Annotated in this window: 13 protein-coding genes; 10 read left to right on the top strand and 3 right to left on the bottom strand. The window is 46.1% G+C overall.

Annotated elements, in window-relative coordinates; translation table 11 throughout:
- Nucleotides 1-18: 18 nt before the first annotated feature.
- The 8 genes from RBK99_RS00045 (at nucleotide 19) to RBK99_RS00080 (ending at nucleotide 11,577) form a co-directional block, all read left to right on the top strand.
- Nucleotides 19-1,248: an efflux RND transporter periplasmic adaptor subunit gene (locus RBK99_RS00045; protein WP_317502606.1), complete on the top strand. Its 1,230-nt coding sequence runs from the start codon at nucleotides 19-21 to the stop codon at nucleotides 1,246-1,248.
- A gap of 5 nt (nucleotides 1,249-1,253) precedes the next feature.
- Entirely contained in the window at nucleotides 1,254-4,430 is a 3,177-nt protein-coding gene (locus RBK99_RS00050; RefSeq protein ID WP_317502607.1) for an efflux RND transporter permease subunit, read from the top strand.
- Nucleotides 4,431-4,560: 130 nt separating this feature from the next.
- Entirely contained in the window at nucleotides 4,561-5,274 is a 714-nt protein-coding gene (locus tag RBK99_RS00055; protein WP_317502608.1) for a DUF599 domain-containing protein, read from the top strand.
- A gap of 9 nt (nucleotides 5,275-5,283) precedes the next feature.
- Nucleotides 5,284-6,318, top strand: a complete 1,035-nt coding sequence (gene astE / locus RBK99_RS00060; protein ID WP_317502609.1) for a succinylglutamate desuccinylase — start codon at nucleotides 5,284-5,286, stop codon at nucleotides 6,316-6,318.
- Between the two features lie 159 nt (nucleotides 6,319-6,477).
- Nucleotides 6,478-7,665: a thiamine pyrophosphate-dependent dehydrogenase E1 component subunit alpha gene (locus RBK99_RS00065; RefSeq protein WP_317502610.1), complete on the top strand. Its 1,188-nt coding sequence runs from the start codon at nucleotides 6,478-6,480 to the stop codon at nucleotides 7,663-7,665.
- Complete coding sequence (locus RBK99_RS00070) at nucleotides 7,665-8,642, top strand: alpha-ketoacid dehydrogenase subunit beta (RefSeq protein WP_317502611.1); 978 nt, start codon at nucleotides 7,665-7,667, stop codon at nucleotides 8,640-8,642. The genes RBK99_RS00065 and RBK99_RS00070 overlap by 1 nt, the downstream gene beginning before the upstream one ends.
- A 12-nt stretch (nucleotides 8,643-8,654) precedes the next feature.
- Entirely contained in the window at nucleotides 8,655-10,232 is a 1,578-nt protein-coding gene (locus tag RBK99_RS00075) for a dihydrolipoyllysine-residue acetyltransferase (protein WP_317502612.1), read from the top strand.
- 289 nt (nucleotides 10,233-10,521) lie between these two features.
- On the top strand, nucleotides 10,522-11,577 hold the full coding sequence (locus tag RBK99_RS00080; protein ID WP_317502613.1) for an endonuclease/exonuclease/phosphatase family protein: 1,056 nt from the start codon (nucleotides 10,522-10,524) through the stop codon (nucleotides 11,575-11,577).
- On the opposite strand, the gene RBK99_RS00085 is transcribed toward RBK99_RS00080, so the two are convergent.
- Together RBK99_RS00085 and RBK99_RS00090 are read right to left on the bottom strand one after the other, a co-directional pair.
- Nucleotides 11,567-12,460, bottom strand: a complete 894-nt coding sequence (locus RBK99_RS00085) for a DMT family transporter (protein WP_317503344.1) — start codon at nucleotides 12,458-12,460, stop codon at nucleotides 11,567-11,569. The two genes, RBK99_RS00080 and RBK99_RS00085, sit on opposite strands and share 11 nt — an antisense overlap.
- A 27-nt stretch (nucleotides 12,461-12,487) precedes the next feature.
- Nucleotides 12,488-12,901, bottom strand: coding sequence for a DUF3293 domain-containing protein (locus RBK99_RS00090; protein WP_317502614.1), 414 nt, complete (start codon nucleotides 12,899-12,901; stop codon nucleotides 12,488-12,490).
- 71 nt (nucleotides 12,902-12,972) lie between these two features.
- Between RBK99_RS00090 and RBK99_RS00095 the strand changes: the two genes are divergently transcribed.
- Together RBK99_RS00095 and RBK99_RS00100 are read left to right on the top strand one after the other, a co-directional pair.
- Nucleotides 12,973-13,386: a VOC family protein gene (locus RBK99_RS00095; protein ID WP_317502615.1), complete on the top strand. Its 414-nt coding sequence runs from the start codon at nucleotides 12,973-12,975 to the stop codon at nucleotides 13,384-13,386.
- Between the two features lie 131 nt (nucleotides 13,387-13,517).
- Nucleotides 13,518-14,816 (top strand): methyl-accepting chemotaxis protein, encoded by a 1,299-nt coding sequence (locus RBK99_RS00100; RefSeq protein WP_317502616.1) that lies wholly within the window; start codon nucleotides 13,518-13,520, stop codon nucleotides 14,814-14,816.
- A gap of 7 nt (nucleotides 14,817-14,823) precedes the next feature.
- Here the strand turns inward: RBK99_RS00100 and RBK99_RS00105 are convergent, their stop codons facing one another.
- Nucleotides 14,824-15,609 (bottom strand): SDR family oxidoreductase, encoded by a 786-nt coding sequence (locus RBK99_RS00105; RefSeq protein ID WP_317502617.1) that lies wholly within the window; start codon nucleotides 15,607-15,609, stop codon nucleotides 14,824-14,826.
- Nucleotides 15,610-15,684: the final 75 nt, after the last annotated feature.

Here is a 15,684-nt window from a genome sequence, read left to right on the forward strand (position 1 = left end):
CATGAGTAGAACAATAATATGAAATTTCCAAAACGTGCTTTTATTCCACCACTGATCATTGTCGGGGCCATCGCTTTGTCGATACTGGCGAGTATGAGTGCTGAGCCGCCAAAGACGCGAGAAAAAGATAAACCTGCAGTAATGGTTGAGGTCAGCGACGTTAACTCCCGGGATCTAACGTTTATTGTTGATTCTCAGGGTACGGTCGAACCTAAACACTCAACGATGTTGGTAGCAGAAGTCAGCGGACAGATTGTGGATGTTGCTGAGAACTATAATGCTGGTGGCTTTTTTCAAAAGGGTGACATGTTAGTGAAGGTTGATCCTTCTGATTATAAAGTCGCCGTTCAGCAAGCTCGTGCTGCGTTACTTCAGGCTCAGTCAGAGCTTGAACAGGAGAAAGCACGTGCTCGTGTAGCAGAAGAAGAATGGGCTGCATTTAAAGATGGCAAAGCGCCTGAGCTGGGCTTGCGTAAACCACAGCTAGCGAGCGCGGTAGCCGCGGTTGAATCGGCAGAAGCTAATTTGGCTAAAGCGGAACGAGACCTGGAGAGAACAACCATAAAAGCACCTTTTGACAGTATATTAAAAAGTAAAGAGGCTGACTTAGGGCAATTCGTATCAACCGGTAGCCAAATTGCAATGCTTTACGATACCCGAAGCGCCGAAGTTCGGTTGCCATTAAGTGATCTCGATATGACTTACATTCTTGATCCTGCCACCGCAGATAAAAAGCCTCTGGTTCAATTAGAGTCTGTTGTCTCTGGAGAAGCGATCACCTGGCAGGGGCGTATGGTCCGAACCGAAGGCGTCTTAGATGAGAGCAGTCGTGTTATTTATGGTGTTGTTGAAGTTAAAGATCCTTATAACCTAGCAGACGAAACCCATCCGGCTCCGCTCCGTTATGGACGTTTTGTGCAGGCAAAGATAGAGGGCAAACCGGCAACGGATATTATCGAGATACCCACTTATGCATTGAATCCTGACGGCTCAGTTTGGGTTGTTCCTAAAAACAGGGAGTTGGAGAAGCGCCATGTTGAGGTTGTACGCACGCAAGGCAACACAAGCTTAATCAGCTCAGGTCTGGAGAATGGCGACAAAGTCGTACTGACGCAACTGAAAAATGCTTTGCCGGGGATGAAAGTCCGCTTGCCGGGCGACCCATTACCAGAGCAAATGGAAACGGCGGCTAAAGCAGATGATAAAGGCGAGAAGCAAGCCGGCGACTCTGAAAATGTAGGCGGGTAAGCATCATGACAACAGAAAAACAAACAGGTTTGATTGCGTGGTTTGCACGCAACTCGGTAGCTGCAAATTTATTGATGATTATTATTCTGGTTGCCGGTGCATTGTCGGTCTTTACTGTACGTAAGCAAATGTTTCCGGAAATAGAGTTAAATATCATCAGCATTCAGGTGCCTTTCCCAGGTGCCGCACCGCAGGAAGTTGAACAAGGCGTCATTATTCTGATTGAGGACGCCTTAGAAGACGTCAATGGCATTGAAGAGATGACCTCTCAATCCAGAGAAGGTGGAGGTAGCGTCACCCTGGAAGTTGAGCCTGGCTACGATGTACAAGTGGTCATGGATGAAGTCAAGATGCTGGTAGATGCTATCCCGAACTTTCCGCAGCAGATTGAGAAACCCAACATTTACCGGGTCAGGCCTCAGCGACAAGTCATCTGGATGTCCGTCTATGGCGACCTTAATGAGCGAGCTCGAAAGGAGCTTGCCAAAGATGTCCGGGATGAACTGAAAACGGTGGGTGGTATCACTAAAGTTGATGTCGTTGGGGATCGCAGTTATCAGATTTCTATTGAAATTTCACAAGAAGATCTCGAGCGTTATGGCCTGACATTTTCACAAATTGTAGAAGCCGTAAGAGGTACGTCAATTGATGTTGCGGGTGGCTCTATTAAAACCCCGAACGGTGATATTTTATTGCGGGCTGATAACCAGGCTTATGTTGGCGGTGAGTTCGAAAAAATTGTTCTATTAAGCCGTGCTGACGGAACCCGTTTAACTTTAGGCGATATCGCCAAGGTTCAAGATGGTTTTGTTGAGGAAGAGTCTTATACACGCTTTGACGGTAAACCGGCAACCTTCATTAGGGTTCAGTCAGTTGGTGATCAAAACGATCTTAAGATAGCTGAATACGTTCGCGGTTATGTGGAGAGGAAGAATAAGGAGCTGCCTGAGGCAGTGAAACTAGCCCAGTGGGGAGACTCATCCTATTATCTGCAAGGCCGTTTAGGCTTAATGCTAAACAACATGTGGATGGGCGGCTTGCTGGTTTTCCTGATGCTGTCATTATTCTTGCAATTACGTCTCGCCTTTTGGGTCATGATAGGTATCCCGGTGTGCTTCTTAGGAACCATCGCTTTAATGCCTCTGCCTATGTTTGACGTGTCGATCAACATGATTTCCCTATTCGGTTTCATATTGGTGTTAGGGATAGTGGTGGACGATGCCATTGTCATAGGGGAGAGCGCCTACACCGAAATTGAAGAAAACGGGAAAAGTATTGATAACGTAATAGCCGGGGCCAAGAAAGTGGCAATGCCGGCAACCTTTGGGGTTCTCACTACCATGGTTGCTTTTGTTCCTATGCTGACCGTTGAGGGAGGCATGGGGGCCATCTGGGAATCCATTGCCTGGGTAGTTATTCTTTGTCTGGCTTTCTCTCTGGTTGAGTCGAAGTTGATATTGCCTGCGCACATCAGCAATATGAAATACTCAAAGCAAGAGGGTGAAAAGGCAAATGCTTTCCAGCGTTTTCGGAATAAGTTTGCAGGAGCAATTAAGTCCTTTGTCGATAACCACTATCGTCCATTTTTGAAAAAATGCCTGCATTATCGCTATACAACGTTAGCAACCTTTTTAGGCATGCTGATTTTGATGGTGGGTCTGATTAGCGGCGGCATTGTGCGTTGGGTTTTCTTCCCCGATATTCCCAGTGACTTTATTCAGGCGAATGTTGAGATGCAACCGGGCACGTCTGAAACCCGCACTATTGAGGTTTTAAACACAGTTCAGGATTCGCTAACAGAAGTTAATAACGACATTAAGGAAACCGAAGGTGAAGGCGTGGTTCGTCATACCAATATTTGGATGAACGGAAGTACTTCAGGTACGGTTTTCGTTGAGCTCCAAAAAGGTGAGGAACGCCAAATTGATGGCTTTGAGATTGTTGATCAGTGGCGTAAATCGGTACCGGAGCTGGCGGGTGTGCGAGCACTCAATTTCCAGGGAAGTATGAGTGGTGGTAGCGGTTTTGATCTTGAATTTCAGTTAGTCGGTGAAGACCTTGATGAGTTAAAAGCTGCGTCTGAGGAACTGAAAAAAGAACTGTCTGACTACGACGGTGTATTTGATATCGAAGATACCTTTGGTGATGGTAAAGAAGAAATCATTTTACAAACCAAACCGTTAGCAACCGCCATGGGCATTAATCTGGCTGAATTGGCAACGCAAGTTCGTTACGCTTTTTACGGTGCAGAAGCTCAACGTATACAGCGGGGCGATGAAGAAGTAAAAGTGATGGTACGTTATCCTAGAGAGCAACGAGAATCCGTTGGTAACCTTAAGGATATGAAGCTGCGTGCCCCTGATGGCTCTGAAATTCCGTTTACCGAACTGGCGGAAATTCAATTTGCAGAAGGCTACAGCACCATCACTCGTATTGATCGTCAACGGTCGGTCAATGTCCGTGCCCGGGTTAATAAAGAGATGGTTGAACCTTTCCGCATTGTAGAAGAAGTTCGCAAGGATAAGATTCAGCCTATTCTGGATAAGTACCCAAGTGTTAACTTCCAGCTGCAAGGCGCAACTCAGGACGAAGCCGAAGCAACAGATTCATTGGCAATCGGTGGTTTACTGGCAATGTTCGCTGTCTATGCGTTAATGGCAATTCCGTTAAAGTCTTATAGTCAGCCTCTGATTATTATGTCAGTGATTCCATTTGGTGTTATTGGGGCTGTTATCGGGCATTGGGTTATCGGTATGCCGGTCAGTATCCTGAGTTTGTTTGGTATTATCGCGCTGGCAGGTGTTGTGGTAAACGACAGTCTGGTTATGGTGGACTATGTCAACCGCGCCAGAGAAGTGGGTACAGACTTGCGTAAAGCTGTTTTGGACGCTGGCTGTCGACGCTTCCGGGCTATTACCTTAACGTCGTTAACGACCTTCTTTGGTCTGCTGCCGATTGTTCTGGAAAAGAGTCTGCAAGCTAAGATAGTCATTCCAATGGCAATTTCGCTAGCCTTTGGTATTATCTTCGCGACGATTATTACGTTGCTATTAATACCTTGTCTGTATCTTATTCTTGCGGATAGCAAGCGCGGAATGCGTACTATGTTGTCCTGGTATGGCTTAGCAAAACCACCAGAGCCAAAAGACATGAGTACGAAAGAAGCTTTAGAAAACTATTAAACAGCAATGAAAAGAAATAAAGCCGGAGCGTAGTCTCCGGCTTTATCGTATGGTTCGTCATAAACTGGTAAACTAAAGCCATCACAATTAATGCATCTTTCAACTCGATAACTCTCAAGGAAACGTGGACATGGTGTTGTCTCTTCTTGATCTTGCTGCGTTAGCATTTTTCTTTTTTAGTTGGGTAGGCTATTCGCTTTTTGCCAAGAGGCGAGCGAAAACAACTCATTGTTTATCCAGTATTTTGTGCTCGCTCAGAATTGACTGGTTTACTACCGTCATGCACAAAGACAACCAAGTTGCAGATGCCTCTTTAATTGGTAACGTAGAACGTACGGTTACCTTCTTTGCGTCTTCCACTATTCTGGTTTTAGCGGGTGTAATTACCGTATTAGCGCATGCTGATGAGGTGGTTTTTGTGCTGGATAAACTGCCCTTAACGCCTCACACCAGCGCCATTATGGTTCAGTTTCAGCTTGCGGTATTAGCGCTTATTTTTATTTATGCGTTCTTTAAATTCACCTGGTCAATTCGTCAGTTTGGCTTTGTATCCGTACTGTTGGGTGCTTCTGTGGAGTATCATCAGGATAATAAGCCAGAAGAAGAAAGAGATAGATTTGCCAGACATGCTGCAAAAGTACTGGATCAATCCGGGCATGAGTACAATAAAGGGCTAAGAACGTATTATTTCGCGCTGGCTTACTTATCCTGGTTTTTGCACCCGCTAGCCCTGATTGCGTCCAGCGCAGCCGTCGTGATTGTACTTTACCGTCGTGAGTACCGTTCCAGGGTGTTGCGTGAACTGCTGGCAACCAAAGGTTTTGTTCCGGGCAAAAAATCGTAGGAGAAAGGTTTGAATAAGATATTTTCGGATTTTCTGGGTTGGAGTTGTGACAATGAGTGGGGCAGTGAAGAAACTGCTGAAATCAGCTTAGAGAACGGCACCCAACTTTCAGTTTGGGACAGCGGTGTATTAGAAGTTACTCCCGCAACTCCGGTCGGACACAAAGATATTATTCTGTCTTGCGCAGTCCACGGCAATGAAACGGCACCTATCGAAATTTGCCGGGATATTATTAATGATATTATCAGCGAAAAGCAGACGGTAACGCACCGGACGTTATTCTTAATAGCAAACCCTGCCTCTATTAATAAGGGAGAGCGGTTTGTTGAAGAAAACATGAATCGTTTGTTTAGTGGCGCCCATAGTAAAGGTGACACAAACAATAAAGAGCGTGAGCGGGCGGCAAAAATAGAAGGCTACGTGGAGCGTTTTTATTTATCAGCCCCTGAGGGGCCGCGTCAGCGACTGCACTATGACTTGCATACCGCTATACGGGATTCGAAACGTGAAAAATTTGCGGTGTACCCGTTCACACACGGCGCCCCTTATAGCCGACACCAACTTCAGTTTTTACTGGCGTGCGGAGTGGATACGGTGTTATTGAACCAGGCGCCAACCACGACTTTTTCTTATTTTAGTGTCAGACAGTTTAACGCTCAGGCGTTTACGGTTGAACTGGGTAAGGTGCGTCCATTTGGTGAAAACGATCGTACAAAGTTTGCTGCAGCGGAAAAAACACTGCGTCAGTTACTGGCTGAGGTGGAGCTGGACTTTGGCCCATTTGAACCAGAAAAGCATTATGTGTTCAAAGAGGCACAAACCATTAACCGCACACAGCAGGACTTTGAACTAAACTTTGCGGATGATGCTGCTAACTTTACCTCTTTTGATAAAGGTGATTTATTGGCTCGCGACGGCGACAAAAATCATTATGCGCAACACAATGGTGAGCATATTATTTTCCCTAATGCCAAAGTGGCTTTGGGTCATCGAGCGCTATTAACGGTGGTAAAGATACCAACAGAATCTCTCGACTTGTTCTGAGATTACTGGTCTAAGTAGTCAGTCTTTGTTGTTATTACTGTTCGTTTCTATTTACACTTAGCGCACTGAGTTTTCATTAGTGAGTGGTTTGCATGTCACTTTACGTAAAGGTAAAGTAGCGTCAATTTCCCACCCAGCTTTAAACCGAAAGAGAAGGTTATGGCCAAGGATAAAAAACACAACACAGAAATTGTGACCAAGCCGAAATGGTTTGATAAAAATTCTGTCACAATTCCGATGCTGCAAATCTTAAAAGAAGATGGCAGTTTTCATAAAGATGCCGACATGCCGGAATACGATAAAGAGCTGATCGTGAAAATTCACGACACCATGCAATTTATCCGCATTCTTGATGAGCGCATGATTGCTGCCCAACGTCAGGGTCGTATTAGCTTCTATCTTGCCTCTCGTGGTGAGGAAGCGGCAAGTGTAGCTTCCGCAGCTGCACTGGATTTTGGCGACATGATTATGGGTCAGTACCGCGAACAGGGCGCATTGGCTTATCGTGGCTTTACTGTTGAACAGTTTATGAATCAGCTGTTTTCCAACGAGAAAGATTTAGGCAAGGGTCGTCAAATGCCGGTTCACTACGGCTGTGCTGATCTTAACTTTATGACCATTTCTTCCCCACTGGGAACGCAAATTCCTCAGGCTACTGGCTATGCATTTGGCCAGAAAATGGATAAAACTGGAAAGTGCACTATTTGCTACTTTGGTGAAGGCGCCGCGTCAGAAGGTGATTTCCATGCGGCTTTGAATATGGCGTCGGTTTATAAAGTTCCGGTTATCTTTTTCTGTCGTAACAATGGCTACGCCATATCAACACCGGCACAAGGCGAACAATACAGCGGCGATGGTATTGCACCACGTGGTATTGGCTATGGTATGAAAACCATTCGTATCGACGGTAACGACGCGTTTGCAGTGTTGAAAGCCACTCAGGAAGCACGCCGTTTAGCCGTAGAAGAAAACGAGCCGGTATTAATTGAAGCGATGTCCTATCGTATGTCAGGTCATTCAACATCAGATGATCCAACGGGTTACCGTACGCGTGAAGAAGAAGCTGACTGGCAGGCTAAGGATCCCCTCGACCGTCTACAGAAATGGATGATGAACGAAGGCTGGTTGGATAAAGACCATGTTGAAGAGCATCATGCAGAAGTTAAAGCCAAAGTTCTGGCAGCGTTGAAAGAATCAGAAAAAGTGCCAGTCCCTCACATCGATGAACTGATCAACGATGTTTATGACGAACCGACTGATATGCTGAAAGAGCAGTTGGACGAATTAAAAGATCACATTCGTAAATATCCGGATGCCTACAGCAAAACGTCAGGGAGAATGGACTAATGGCTAAAATGAATTTACTACAAGCCATCAACAGCGCATTAGACCTGGCGATGGCCAAGCACGACAACGTATACAGTTTCGGTGAAGATACCGGTGGTTTTGGTGGTGTATTCCGTGCAACCTCAGGCTTAACTGAAAAATACGGTAAACACCGTAACTTTAATACGCCATTGGTTGAGCAAGGCATTATTGGTTTTGCCAACGGTCTTGCGTCACAAGGCAGTTATGCAGTCGCTGAAATACAGTTCGGCGATTACATCTTTCCGGCGTTTGACCAAATTGTAAATGAAACGGCAAAGTTCCGTTATCGCTCAGGTAATGAATTTAATGTCGGCGGCTTAACCATTCGTACACCTTACGGTGGTGGTATTGCGGGTGGTCACTATCACTCACAGTCCCCGGAAGCCTACTTTGCACATACTCCAGGCATTAAAATTGTCACACCACGTAACCCTTACGAAGCGAAAGGGTTATTGCTGAGCGCAATTTTTGAGAAAAACCCGGTGTTATTCATGGAGCCGAAGCGGCTGTACCGCGCATCCACAGGTGAAGTGCCAGAAGAAGAGTACACCATTCCGTTAGGCAAAGCTGACGTGGTTAAAGAAGGTAGCGATATTACCGTTCTTGGCTGGGGTGCGCAGATGGAAATGACCGAAAAAGCGGTCGAAAAAGCTGAAGAAGACGGCGTTTCCTGTGAAGTGATTGATTTACGGACCATATCTCCGTGGGATGTTGAAACCGTGACTCAGTCAGTTTTAAAAACGGGCCGTTTAGTGATTAGCCAGGAAGCTCCGATAACGGGTGGTTTTGCCAGCGAAATCGCAGCAACCGTTCAGGATAAATGCTTCTTGTATCTGGAGTCTCCAATTGCACGTGTTTGCGGTATCGACGTACCGTATCCGCTGTGTCATGAGAAAGAGTACATGGCTGATCATTTGAAGATTTATGAAGCGATCAAACGCTCAATGAACTACTAAGGACCCATCGACATGAGTAAAGATTTTATTCTACCCGATATCGGCGAAGGGATCGTAGAGTGCGAAATCGTTGAGTGGCTGGTTGCCGAAGGTGACGAGGTTAAAGAAGACCAACCGGTAGTTGAGGTCATGACCGATAAAGCCATGGTTGAGATCCCGGCTAAAGATGATGGTGTTGTGGAAAAGCTATATTACCAGAAAGGTGATATTGCTAAGGTTCACGAACCTTTATTTGCAATAAAGCCAGCTGATGGCTCTTCAGATGAAGCACCTGCTAAAGACAGCGAGCCGGCTAAAAAAGAAGAACCGAAAACTGAGCAAAAACAACCTTCAGCTGGTGGCGATACAACCGACTTTATTTTACCCGACATTGGCGAAGGCATTGTTGAGTGCGAAATCGTTGAATGGCTGGTGTCTGAAGGCGACGAAGTGAAAGAAGATCAGCCGGTCGTTGAAGTTATGACGGACAAAGCAACGGTTGAAATTCCGGCTAAAGACGATGGTACCGTGGTTAAGCTGTATCACAAAAAAGGTGATATTGCGGAAGTACACAAACCGTTGTTTGCGTTGAAGCCTGCTGGCGGTGTGCAAGAGGCTGGTTCAAATGCTCCACAGAGCCATGTTGACCCCCACTCTAAGACTTCGCCATCTGGTTCCAAAGCAGAAGCGGAGCCACCAGCGAAAGCGCGTCAGGGCAAAGCTATTGCAAGCCCGGCAGTGCGTCGTCTGGCACGCGAAAGCGATATCAATATTGCTGAAGTAGACGGTTCGGGTAAAAAGGGCCGGGTATTGAAGAAAGATATTGAAGCCTTTAAGTCGGGCGAGCAGAAATCGCAGCCAACACCGGATAGCCAGCAACCGCAAAAAGCAGCTGCTGCCAGTGGTGGCACCCGTACTGAGGCTATCCGTGGTGTGAAAGCGGCCATGGCGAAGCAAATGATGAGTTCAGTCAGCACCATTCCGCATTTCACTTATGCTGATGAGTTCGATGTGACCGACTTAATTGCGTTGCGTGAGAAGCTGAAAGAGCAATACAAAGAGAAGGGCATTCGTTTAACGGTAATGCCATTCTTTATTAAGGCTCTGTCGCTGGCGTTGAAAGAGTTCCCGGTGATGAACGCGCAGGTTAATGACGACTGTACGGAAATTACTTACTTCGATGATCACAACATTGGTATGGCAGTGGACACCAAAATAGGCTTGTTAGTGCCTAATGTTAAACAGGTACAAAACAAGAGCATCATTGACGTTGCTAATGAAGTGACTCGCCTGACTCAGGCGTCGCGGGAAGGTAAGTTGCCACAGGCCGATATGAAAGGCGGCACTATTAGCATTTCAAACATTGGTGTTATTGGCGGTACGGTGGCAACACCTATTATCAATAAGCCGGAAGCTGCGATTGTCGCCTTAGGTAAAGTACAGGAACTGCCGCGCTTTGATGCTAACGGCAACGTGGTTGCCCGTAAGATAATGACGGTAAGCTGGTCAGGCGATCACCGTATTATCGACGGCGGCACTATTGCCCGTTTCAACAAACTCTGGCAAGAATATCTCGAAGACCCAACCAGCATGCTGGTCAATATGGTCTAATCAGAAACAAAGAGTTAGATAAAGCTTCGGAACACGCCGTAAACCCATCCCTGGGGGCTTGAGTGACGCCATCCATGGCGTCACACAGTTCCTTCGCTTCTATCTAACTCTTTATTTGTTTCTGATTAGTCGGTTCTAAGTGAGATCCTCTGGCTTCGTCACTCCTGTATCAGAGGGTCTTAACTCCTGGTGCTACACACAATCCCCGTAGGAGCCTTAACACTTCCTTTCACCTTATTCTGTTTAGCTGTGCTATGGTTTTCTTATCTTAGAAGCATTGAGAGACAGCATGTTTGAGACTATTTACCTCTCTTTAGCGATCATTCTGGGCGTACTTACTTTGGCACCGTTATCGCGGTCGCAGGTTTGGTGGATACGAGGATTGGACTTTCCACGTCTGCAATTGTCGGTTTTGCTTGGCGCACTGTTGGTTATCGGGTTTGTCGTTATACGTGACTGGACATCGGTAACCGCGATAGCGATGGGCCTCATTATCGGCTGTCTGGTCTGTCAGCTGTGGTGGGTTGTGCCTTATACTTTTTTCTTTCCGAAGGAGGTAAAAGCGGTTAACGAAAGCCAGGGCGGTCAGCGTTTGCGGATAATGACCGCGAATGTATTGATGTCGAACCATAACAGCCGTGATCTTTTAAAGCTGGTTCACGACTTTACGCCCGACGTGTTGGTAACGCTGGAGTCTGACGATTGGTGGCAGGAACGGTTGGACGCTATTGAAGCCGATTATCCCAATACGGTTAAGATACCGTTGGACAACCTCTATGGTATGCATGTGTACTCGCGCCTGGCGTTGTCTGACATCAGTGTTGAGTATTTGGTAGAAAACGATAAGCCATCGGTGCATTGTCTTATTGAATTGCCGTGTGGCCGAAAAGTTAGAGCCCACTTTGTTCACCCCGCACCGCCAAGCCCTAGTGAAAATGAAGAGTCGGAGGAGCGGGATGCTGAACTTATACTGGTTGCTCGTCGAGTCGAGCCTGAAAAGTATCCTACTCTGGTTACAGGCGATTTGAATGATGTAGCCTGGTCGCGCACCACGTTACTTTTCAGGAAAATAAGTGGCTTGCTGGATCCCCGTATTGGCCGGGGGATGTTCAATACTTTTCATGCAGATTATTGGTTTGCACGTTGGCCACTGGATCATATCTTTCACAGTCATCACTTTGCGCTGGTCTCAATGACACGCTTGCCAGGTTTTGGATCCGATCATTTTCCTCTATTAACTGAGCTTGCGTTGGCCCCGGAAGAGAACGGTGTCAACGATGGCCCCTCACCGGATGATGATGACAAAGAGGTCGCGGATGAGATTGTCAAAAAGGCTATGGCTTAAGCTTTCGTCGAAAGTGCAGGCGTTGCACCAACAGTCCAAAGATAATAAAGATGAGGCCAACCAGCGTGCTGGGGTAAATGGTTTCACCAATCACAACAGAAAGCAGCATCAGTGAGATAAAGGGTGAGATAAATATCAAGTTACTGATGAGCGCAGTATTCGTCGCTGTTTTCATGGCTTTTAACCAAAATAAAAAGGTTATGCCCATTTCAAATAAGCCAACGTAGCTTACGGCAGCCCAGCCTTGCCAGGGAATTGCAGACCAGTCACTCCAGATAAAACTGGCGGCTATCAATAGCGGTAGGGCAAAGCCGAAGGAGAGTACTAAGCTGACAACGGAGTCAGCGTTACGTCGGGTGTTTAAGATCCAGTAACCAGCCCATAAGAAAGTCGAAATCAACGCAAGGGCAACGCCCCAGGGGTTACTAAAACTCAGTTCCAGTACATTGCCCCGGGTTGCAATGATTAAAACGCCAAAATAACCCAAAGCACAGGCAAACCAATCACGACGACGTATGCTCTGCTTTAAGAATAAGGCAGCCATAATACTTAGAGCTATAGCCCAAGTGTAATTTAGGGGTTGAGCCTCTGAGGCTGGCAATAATTTATAGGCTTGAAACAGAACCAGATAGTAAATCAGCGGATTAATAAGCCCCATGAGCACGTAATATAAGGGCATTTTACGCAGCTCAAGTATGAGCTCTGACGTCTTTTTCTGGATAAGACAGACCAAACCTAAAATAAAGAAAGAGACCGAGCTGGCAGCTGTGACCATCTGCAGTGGTGTCATATACTGAAGTGTAATTTTAAAGGCGGTCGCGACCGTTGACCATAAAAGAACGGCGATGATCGCATAAACAAAAGCTTGTTTATCAGCGGCTATGGTGTGATGGCATGATGACCCCTTAACTCATACTGTGATGAGTACTGCAGCTTGTTGGTATTCTATCCAGACCAGCGCATTTTGCTGATACTGGCGTGCAAGGTCAATGACTGTTTGCTGTTTAAGTCCTAAAACCATATAACTTTCCTCTGCCGGCCACTGTTTGTTTCTGTCTTGCCCTTCACCGCGAAAGTAGTGAACTTCTCCTATTTCCCTAAGAGTAGACTCTAACTGCTTATTTCTTTCTCTATTCTCCTTTATTGAAAGCAGCTGGCTGTGTGGATTAAACGCCGTAATAAAGGCGCCATTGCGTTGATTTAGGCTGTCACATAACCGATCAAAATAAACGTTCTTTTGGCCAATGGTTAAGGTCACTTGTTGCCCATCAGCCATGAAGCGGTAATTGGTATTTTTATAGTTCGCAAGTAACTTTTTATCCATGCTTTGACCAGTCCGCCAATGTTGATTAGAGTGTGGTATTAAGAGTCTAGCGTTAACAAGAAAGATGTTCTATGAATCCCAGTATTAGTGTAATCACTTTAGGTGTTGATGACTTAAAGCGTTCCCTAGCGTTTTATCAGGACGGCCTGGGTTGGGAAACCGACGGTATCATTGGTGAGGAGTTTGAACATGGCGCGGTGGTGTTTTTTAAATTACCCAGTGGTCTGAGATTGGCTTTATGGCCACGCGCCAGCATAGCGGCTGAAATGGGCGTTGAAGTTGCTCGCGCAGCTAACGAAGTATTACTGAGCCATAACGTTCAGTCGCGTCGTGCGGTCGACGAAGTAATGAATGAAGCCGAGCGGGCAGGGGCTGACGTCATAAAACCAGCAAAAGATCTCTTTTGGGGCGGCTACGGCGGCTTTTTTAAAGACCCGGATGGGCACCTTTGGGAAATCACCTGGAATCCAGCCTGGGATACCTAGCTAAGAATATTGATATCGATCAATATTTTGTGAATAATCATTCTAAAATTTACTTTTGTTTGATCTCATACGACCAGTCGAGCGTAATTTACCGCATTTAAATATCCTTTAGTTTGCGGTAGGAACCCTAAATGCTCGGTACCAAAAAAAAGAAACATCAACTCACGAAAATGACCGAGGAGTTGAAACAGTATAAGCAATTAATAAACTCCATTGATAACAACGTCGCGCGTATTGATTTTACCCCCCAGGGGTATGTGATTAATGCCAATAACCTATTTTTAGATACCATGGGTTATCGGCTGGATGATGTCGTATCTAAGCACCATAAGATGTTTTGTGAGTCCAATTACGTTTCTACTCAAGCGTATAAGACCTTTTGGCAACAGCTTGCTGAAGGACACTCACAGCATGAACGCTTCAAACGCGTTCGCAGTAATGGTGAAACTATTTGGTTAGAAGCCACCTATCTTCCGGTTAAAGATGAGGAAGGCGAGGTAGTGTTTATTACCAAAGTTGCCAGCGATGTAACGGATGAAGCAACCGCTCTGGAGCACCAAACTGCGATAAATACTGCCATCAACAAGTCTATGGCGACCATCGAGTTTACGCCTGACGGTACTGTTATCTGGGCCAATGATAATTTTCTAAATACCGTTGGTTATTCGCTGAGTGACATTACTGGTAAGCATCACAAACTCTTTTGTGAACAGAATTTTTATGATGAAAACCCTGGGTTTTGGCGTGAACTTAGTGCCGGTGAATTTAAAAAGGGGCGCTTTAAACGTGTTAGCCAGCAAGGAGAATCTGTTTGGCTCGAGGCTAGCTACAACCCTATTTTTGATAGGAATGGGCGAGTTGTAAAAGTTATTAAGTTTGCCAGTGACGTAACGGAACAGGTGTTAAAAGCACAACAAACAGCAGAAGCTGCGGAAATTGCTTACTCAACGTCGCAGCAAACGGCAATGATAGTAAAAGATGGTAAAGCATCCACGGATGTCTCCGTTGAAACGTCCAACGAGATTCTGACAAAAAGTCAGGCAACGGACGCCATTATTGAGCAATTGCAAGCGCAGGCTGGCAATATAGAAGATATCGTTAAAACGATTAATGGGCTGGCGGAACAAACCAACTTACTGGCATTGAATGCGGCTATTGAATCTGCCCGGGCGGGAGAGCACGGCAGGGGGTTTGCGGTGGTTGCAGATGAAGTGAGAAACCTTGCTACGCGAACGACAAAAGCAACGGGGGAAATATCAAACGTTATGCAGCGCAGCTCTGAGGTCTCTGAAGCGATATCATTATCTATCGACGATATTCAGCGTATGGCAAAGTTAGGTAAGGAACAAATTGAAAAAGTAAAAACCATAATGGAAGAGGTTGATGAAGGCGCAACAAATGTTGTTAACGCCGTGAGTCATCTTTCGTAAAACGGCTTTACCTATTGGCGAGCATCTTTCTCAGTAGTCCGGGTAAAAAGCGCTGCAGTAGTGGCGCAACTTTGCTCATTCCTTTGCCACTAATCACTTCAGCTTTGTTTGTCTCAATAGCCCGAATAATATCGGCAGCGCATTGTTGTGGGCTGATGCCTCCTGCGTTGTCCTGGTCTTCTGATCCTCTTAAAGAACCGTCACCGGTCAATGCGTTGTGGGCTATTTGAGTATGCACAAAACCGGGCAGCACGGTGGTACAGCACACATTGTGCTCTGTCATTTCAGCGCGTAAGCAATCCATGTAGCCAATAACCGCAAATTTAGCGCCTGAATACCCGCTGCGCAGCTTGGTCCCTACTTTGCCGGCTACGCTCGATACCGTGACTATATGCCCGTCACCACGCTGCACCATACTGGGCAAAACCACTTGATTTAAAGCGACAACAGAAAAGTAATCGACTTCCATTAAGGTGCGGTAAACCGCTAAGTCGGTTTCCATGGCTAAGCTGCGCTGAGAAACACCGGCGTTATTAATCAGAATATCAACGTGTTTGTCTGCTAGCGCGCCAGAAGCCGTTTCTTTCGCTTGCTCAGGCTGACTTAAATCCAACGCCAGCACCTGATGTTGTTCACTGTTAGGCAGAGACTGGCGTAATTCTTCCAACTGTTTTTCACGACGGGAGGTCAGAATCAGTCTCGCACCTTTGTCGGCCAGTTGATGTGCCAGAGCGAAACCAATACCCGAGGACGCGCCTGTTAACCAAACCGTCTTGTTCTTTATGGAAGTCATGAGAGTTGCCTGCTGTCGTTGCTTTTTATTGGCCTAACGTTTACGTATCGGTATCATAAACCCTATTGTATTGTG

The organism is Idiomarina solivarensis (genome assembly GCF_033052755.1).
Lineage (GTDB): Bacteria > Pseudomonadota > Gammaproteobacteria > Enterobacterales > Alteromonadaceae > Idiomarina.

Excerpts from the sequence above, each read along its gene's own strand:
- RBK99_RS00045 (WP_317502606.1), top strand. The coding sequence starts at position 19 with ATGAAATTTCCAAAACGTGCTTTTATTCCACCACTGATCATTGTCGGG.
- RBK99_RS00050 (WP_317502607.1), top strand. The coding sequence starts at position 1,254 with ATGACAACAGAAAAACAAACAGGTTTGATTGCGTGGTTTGCACGCAAC.
- RBK99_RS00055 (WP_317502608.1), top strand. The coding sequence starts at position 4,561 with ATGGTGTTGTCTCTTCTTGATCTTGCTGCGTTAGCATTTTTCTTTTTT.
- RBK99_RS00065 (WP_317502610.1), top strand. The coding sequence starts at position 6,478 with ATGGCCAAGGATAAAAAACACAACACAGAAATTGTGACCAAGCCGAAA.
- RBK99_RS00070 (WP_317502611.1), top strand. The coding sequence starts at position 7,665 with ATGGCTAAAATGAATTTACTACAAGCCATCAACAGCGCATTAGACCTG.
- RBK99_RS00075 (WP_317502612.1), top strand. The coding sequence starts at position 8,655 with ATGAGTAAAGATTTTATTCTACCCGATATCGGCGAAGGGATCGTAGAG.
- RBK99_RS00080 (WP_317502613.1), top strand. The coding sequence starts at position 10,522 with ATGTTTGAGACTATTTACCTCTCTTTAGCGATCATTCTGGGCGTACTT.
- RBK99_RS00090 (WP_317502614.1), bottom strand. The coding sequence starts at position 12,901 with ATGGATAAAAAGTTACTTGCGAACTATAAAAATACCAATTACCGCTTC.
- RBK99_RS00095 (WP_317502615.1), top strand. The coding sequence starts at position 12,973 with ATGAATCCCAGTATTAGTGTAATCACTTTAGGTGTTGATGACTTAAAG.
- RBK99_RS00100 (WP_317502616.1), top strand. The coding sequence starts at position 13,518 with ATGCTCGGTACCAAAAAAAAGAAACATCAACTCACGAAAATGACCGAG.
- RBK99_RS00105 (WP_317502617.1), bottom strand. The coding sequence starts at position 15,609 with ATGACTTCCATAAAGAACAAGACGGTTTGGTTAACAGGCGCGTCCTCG.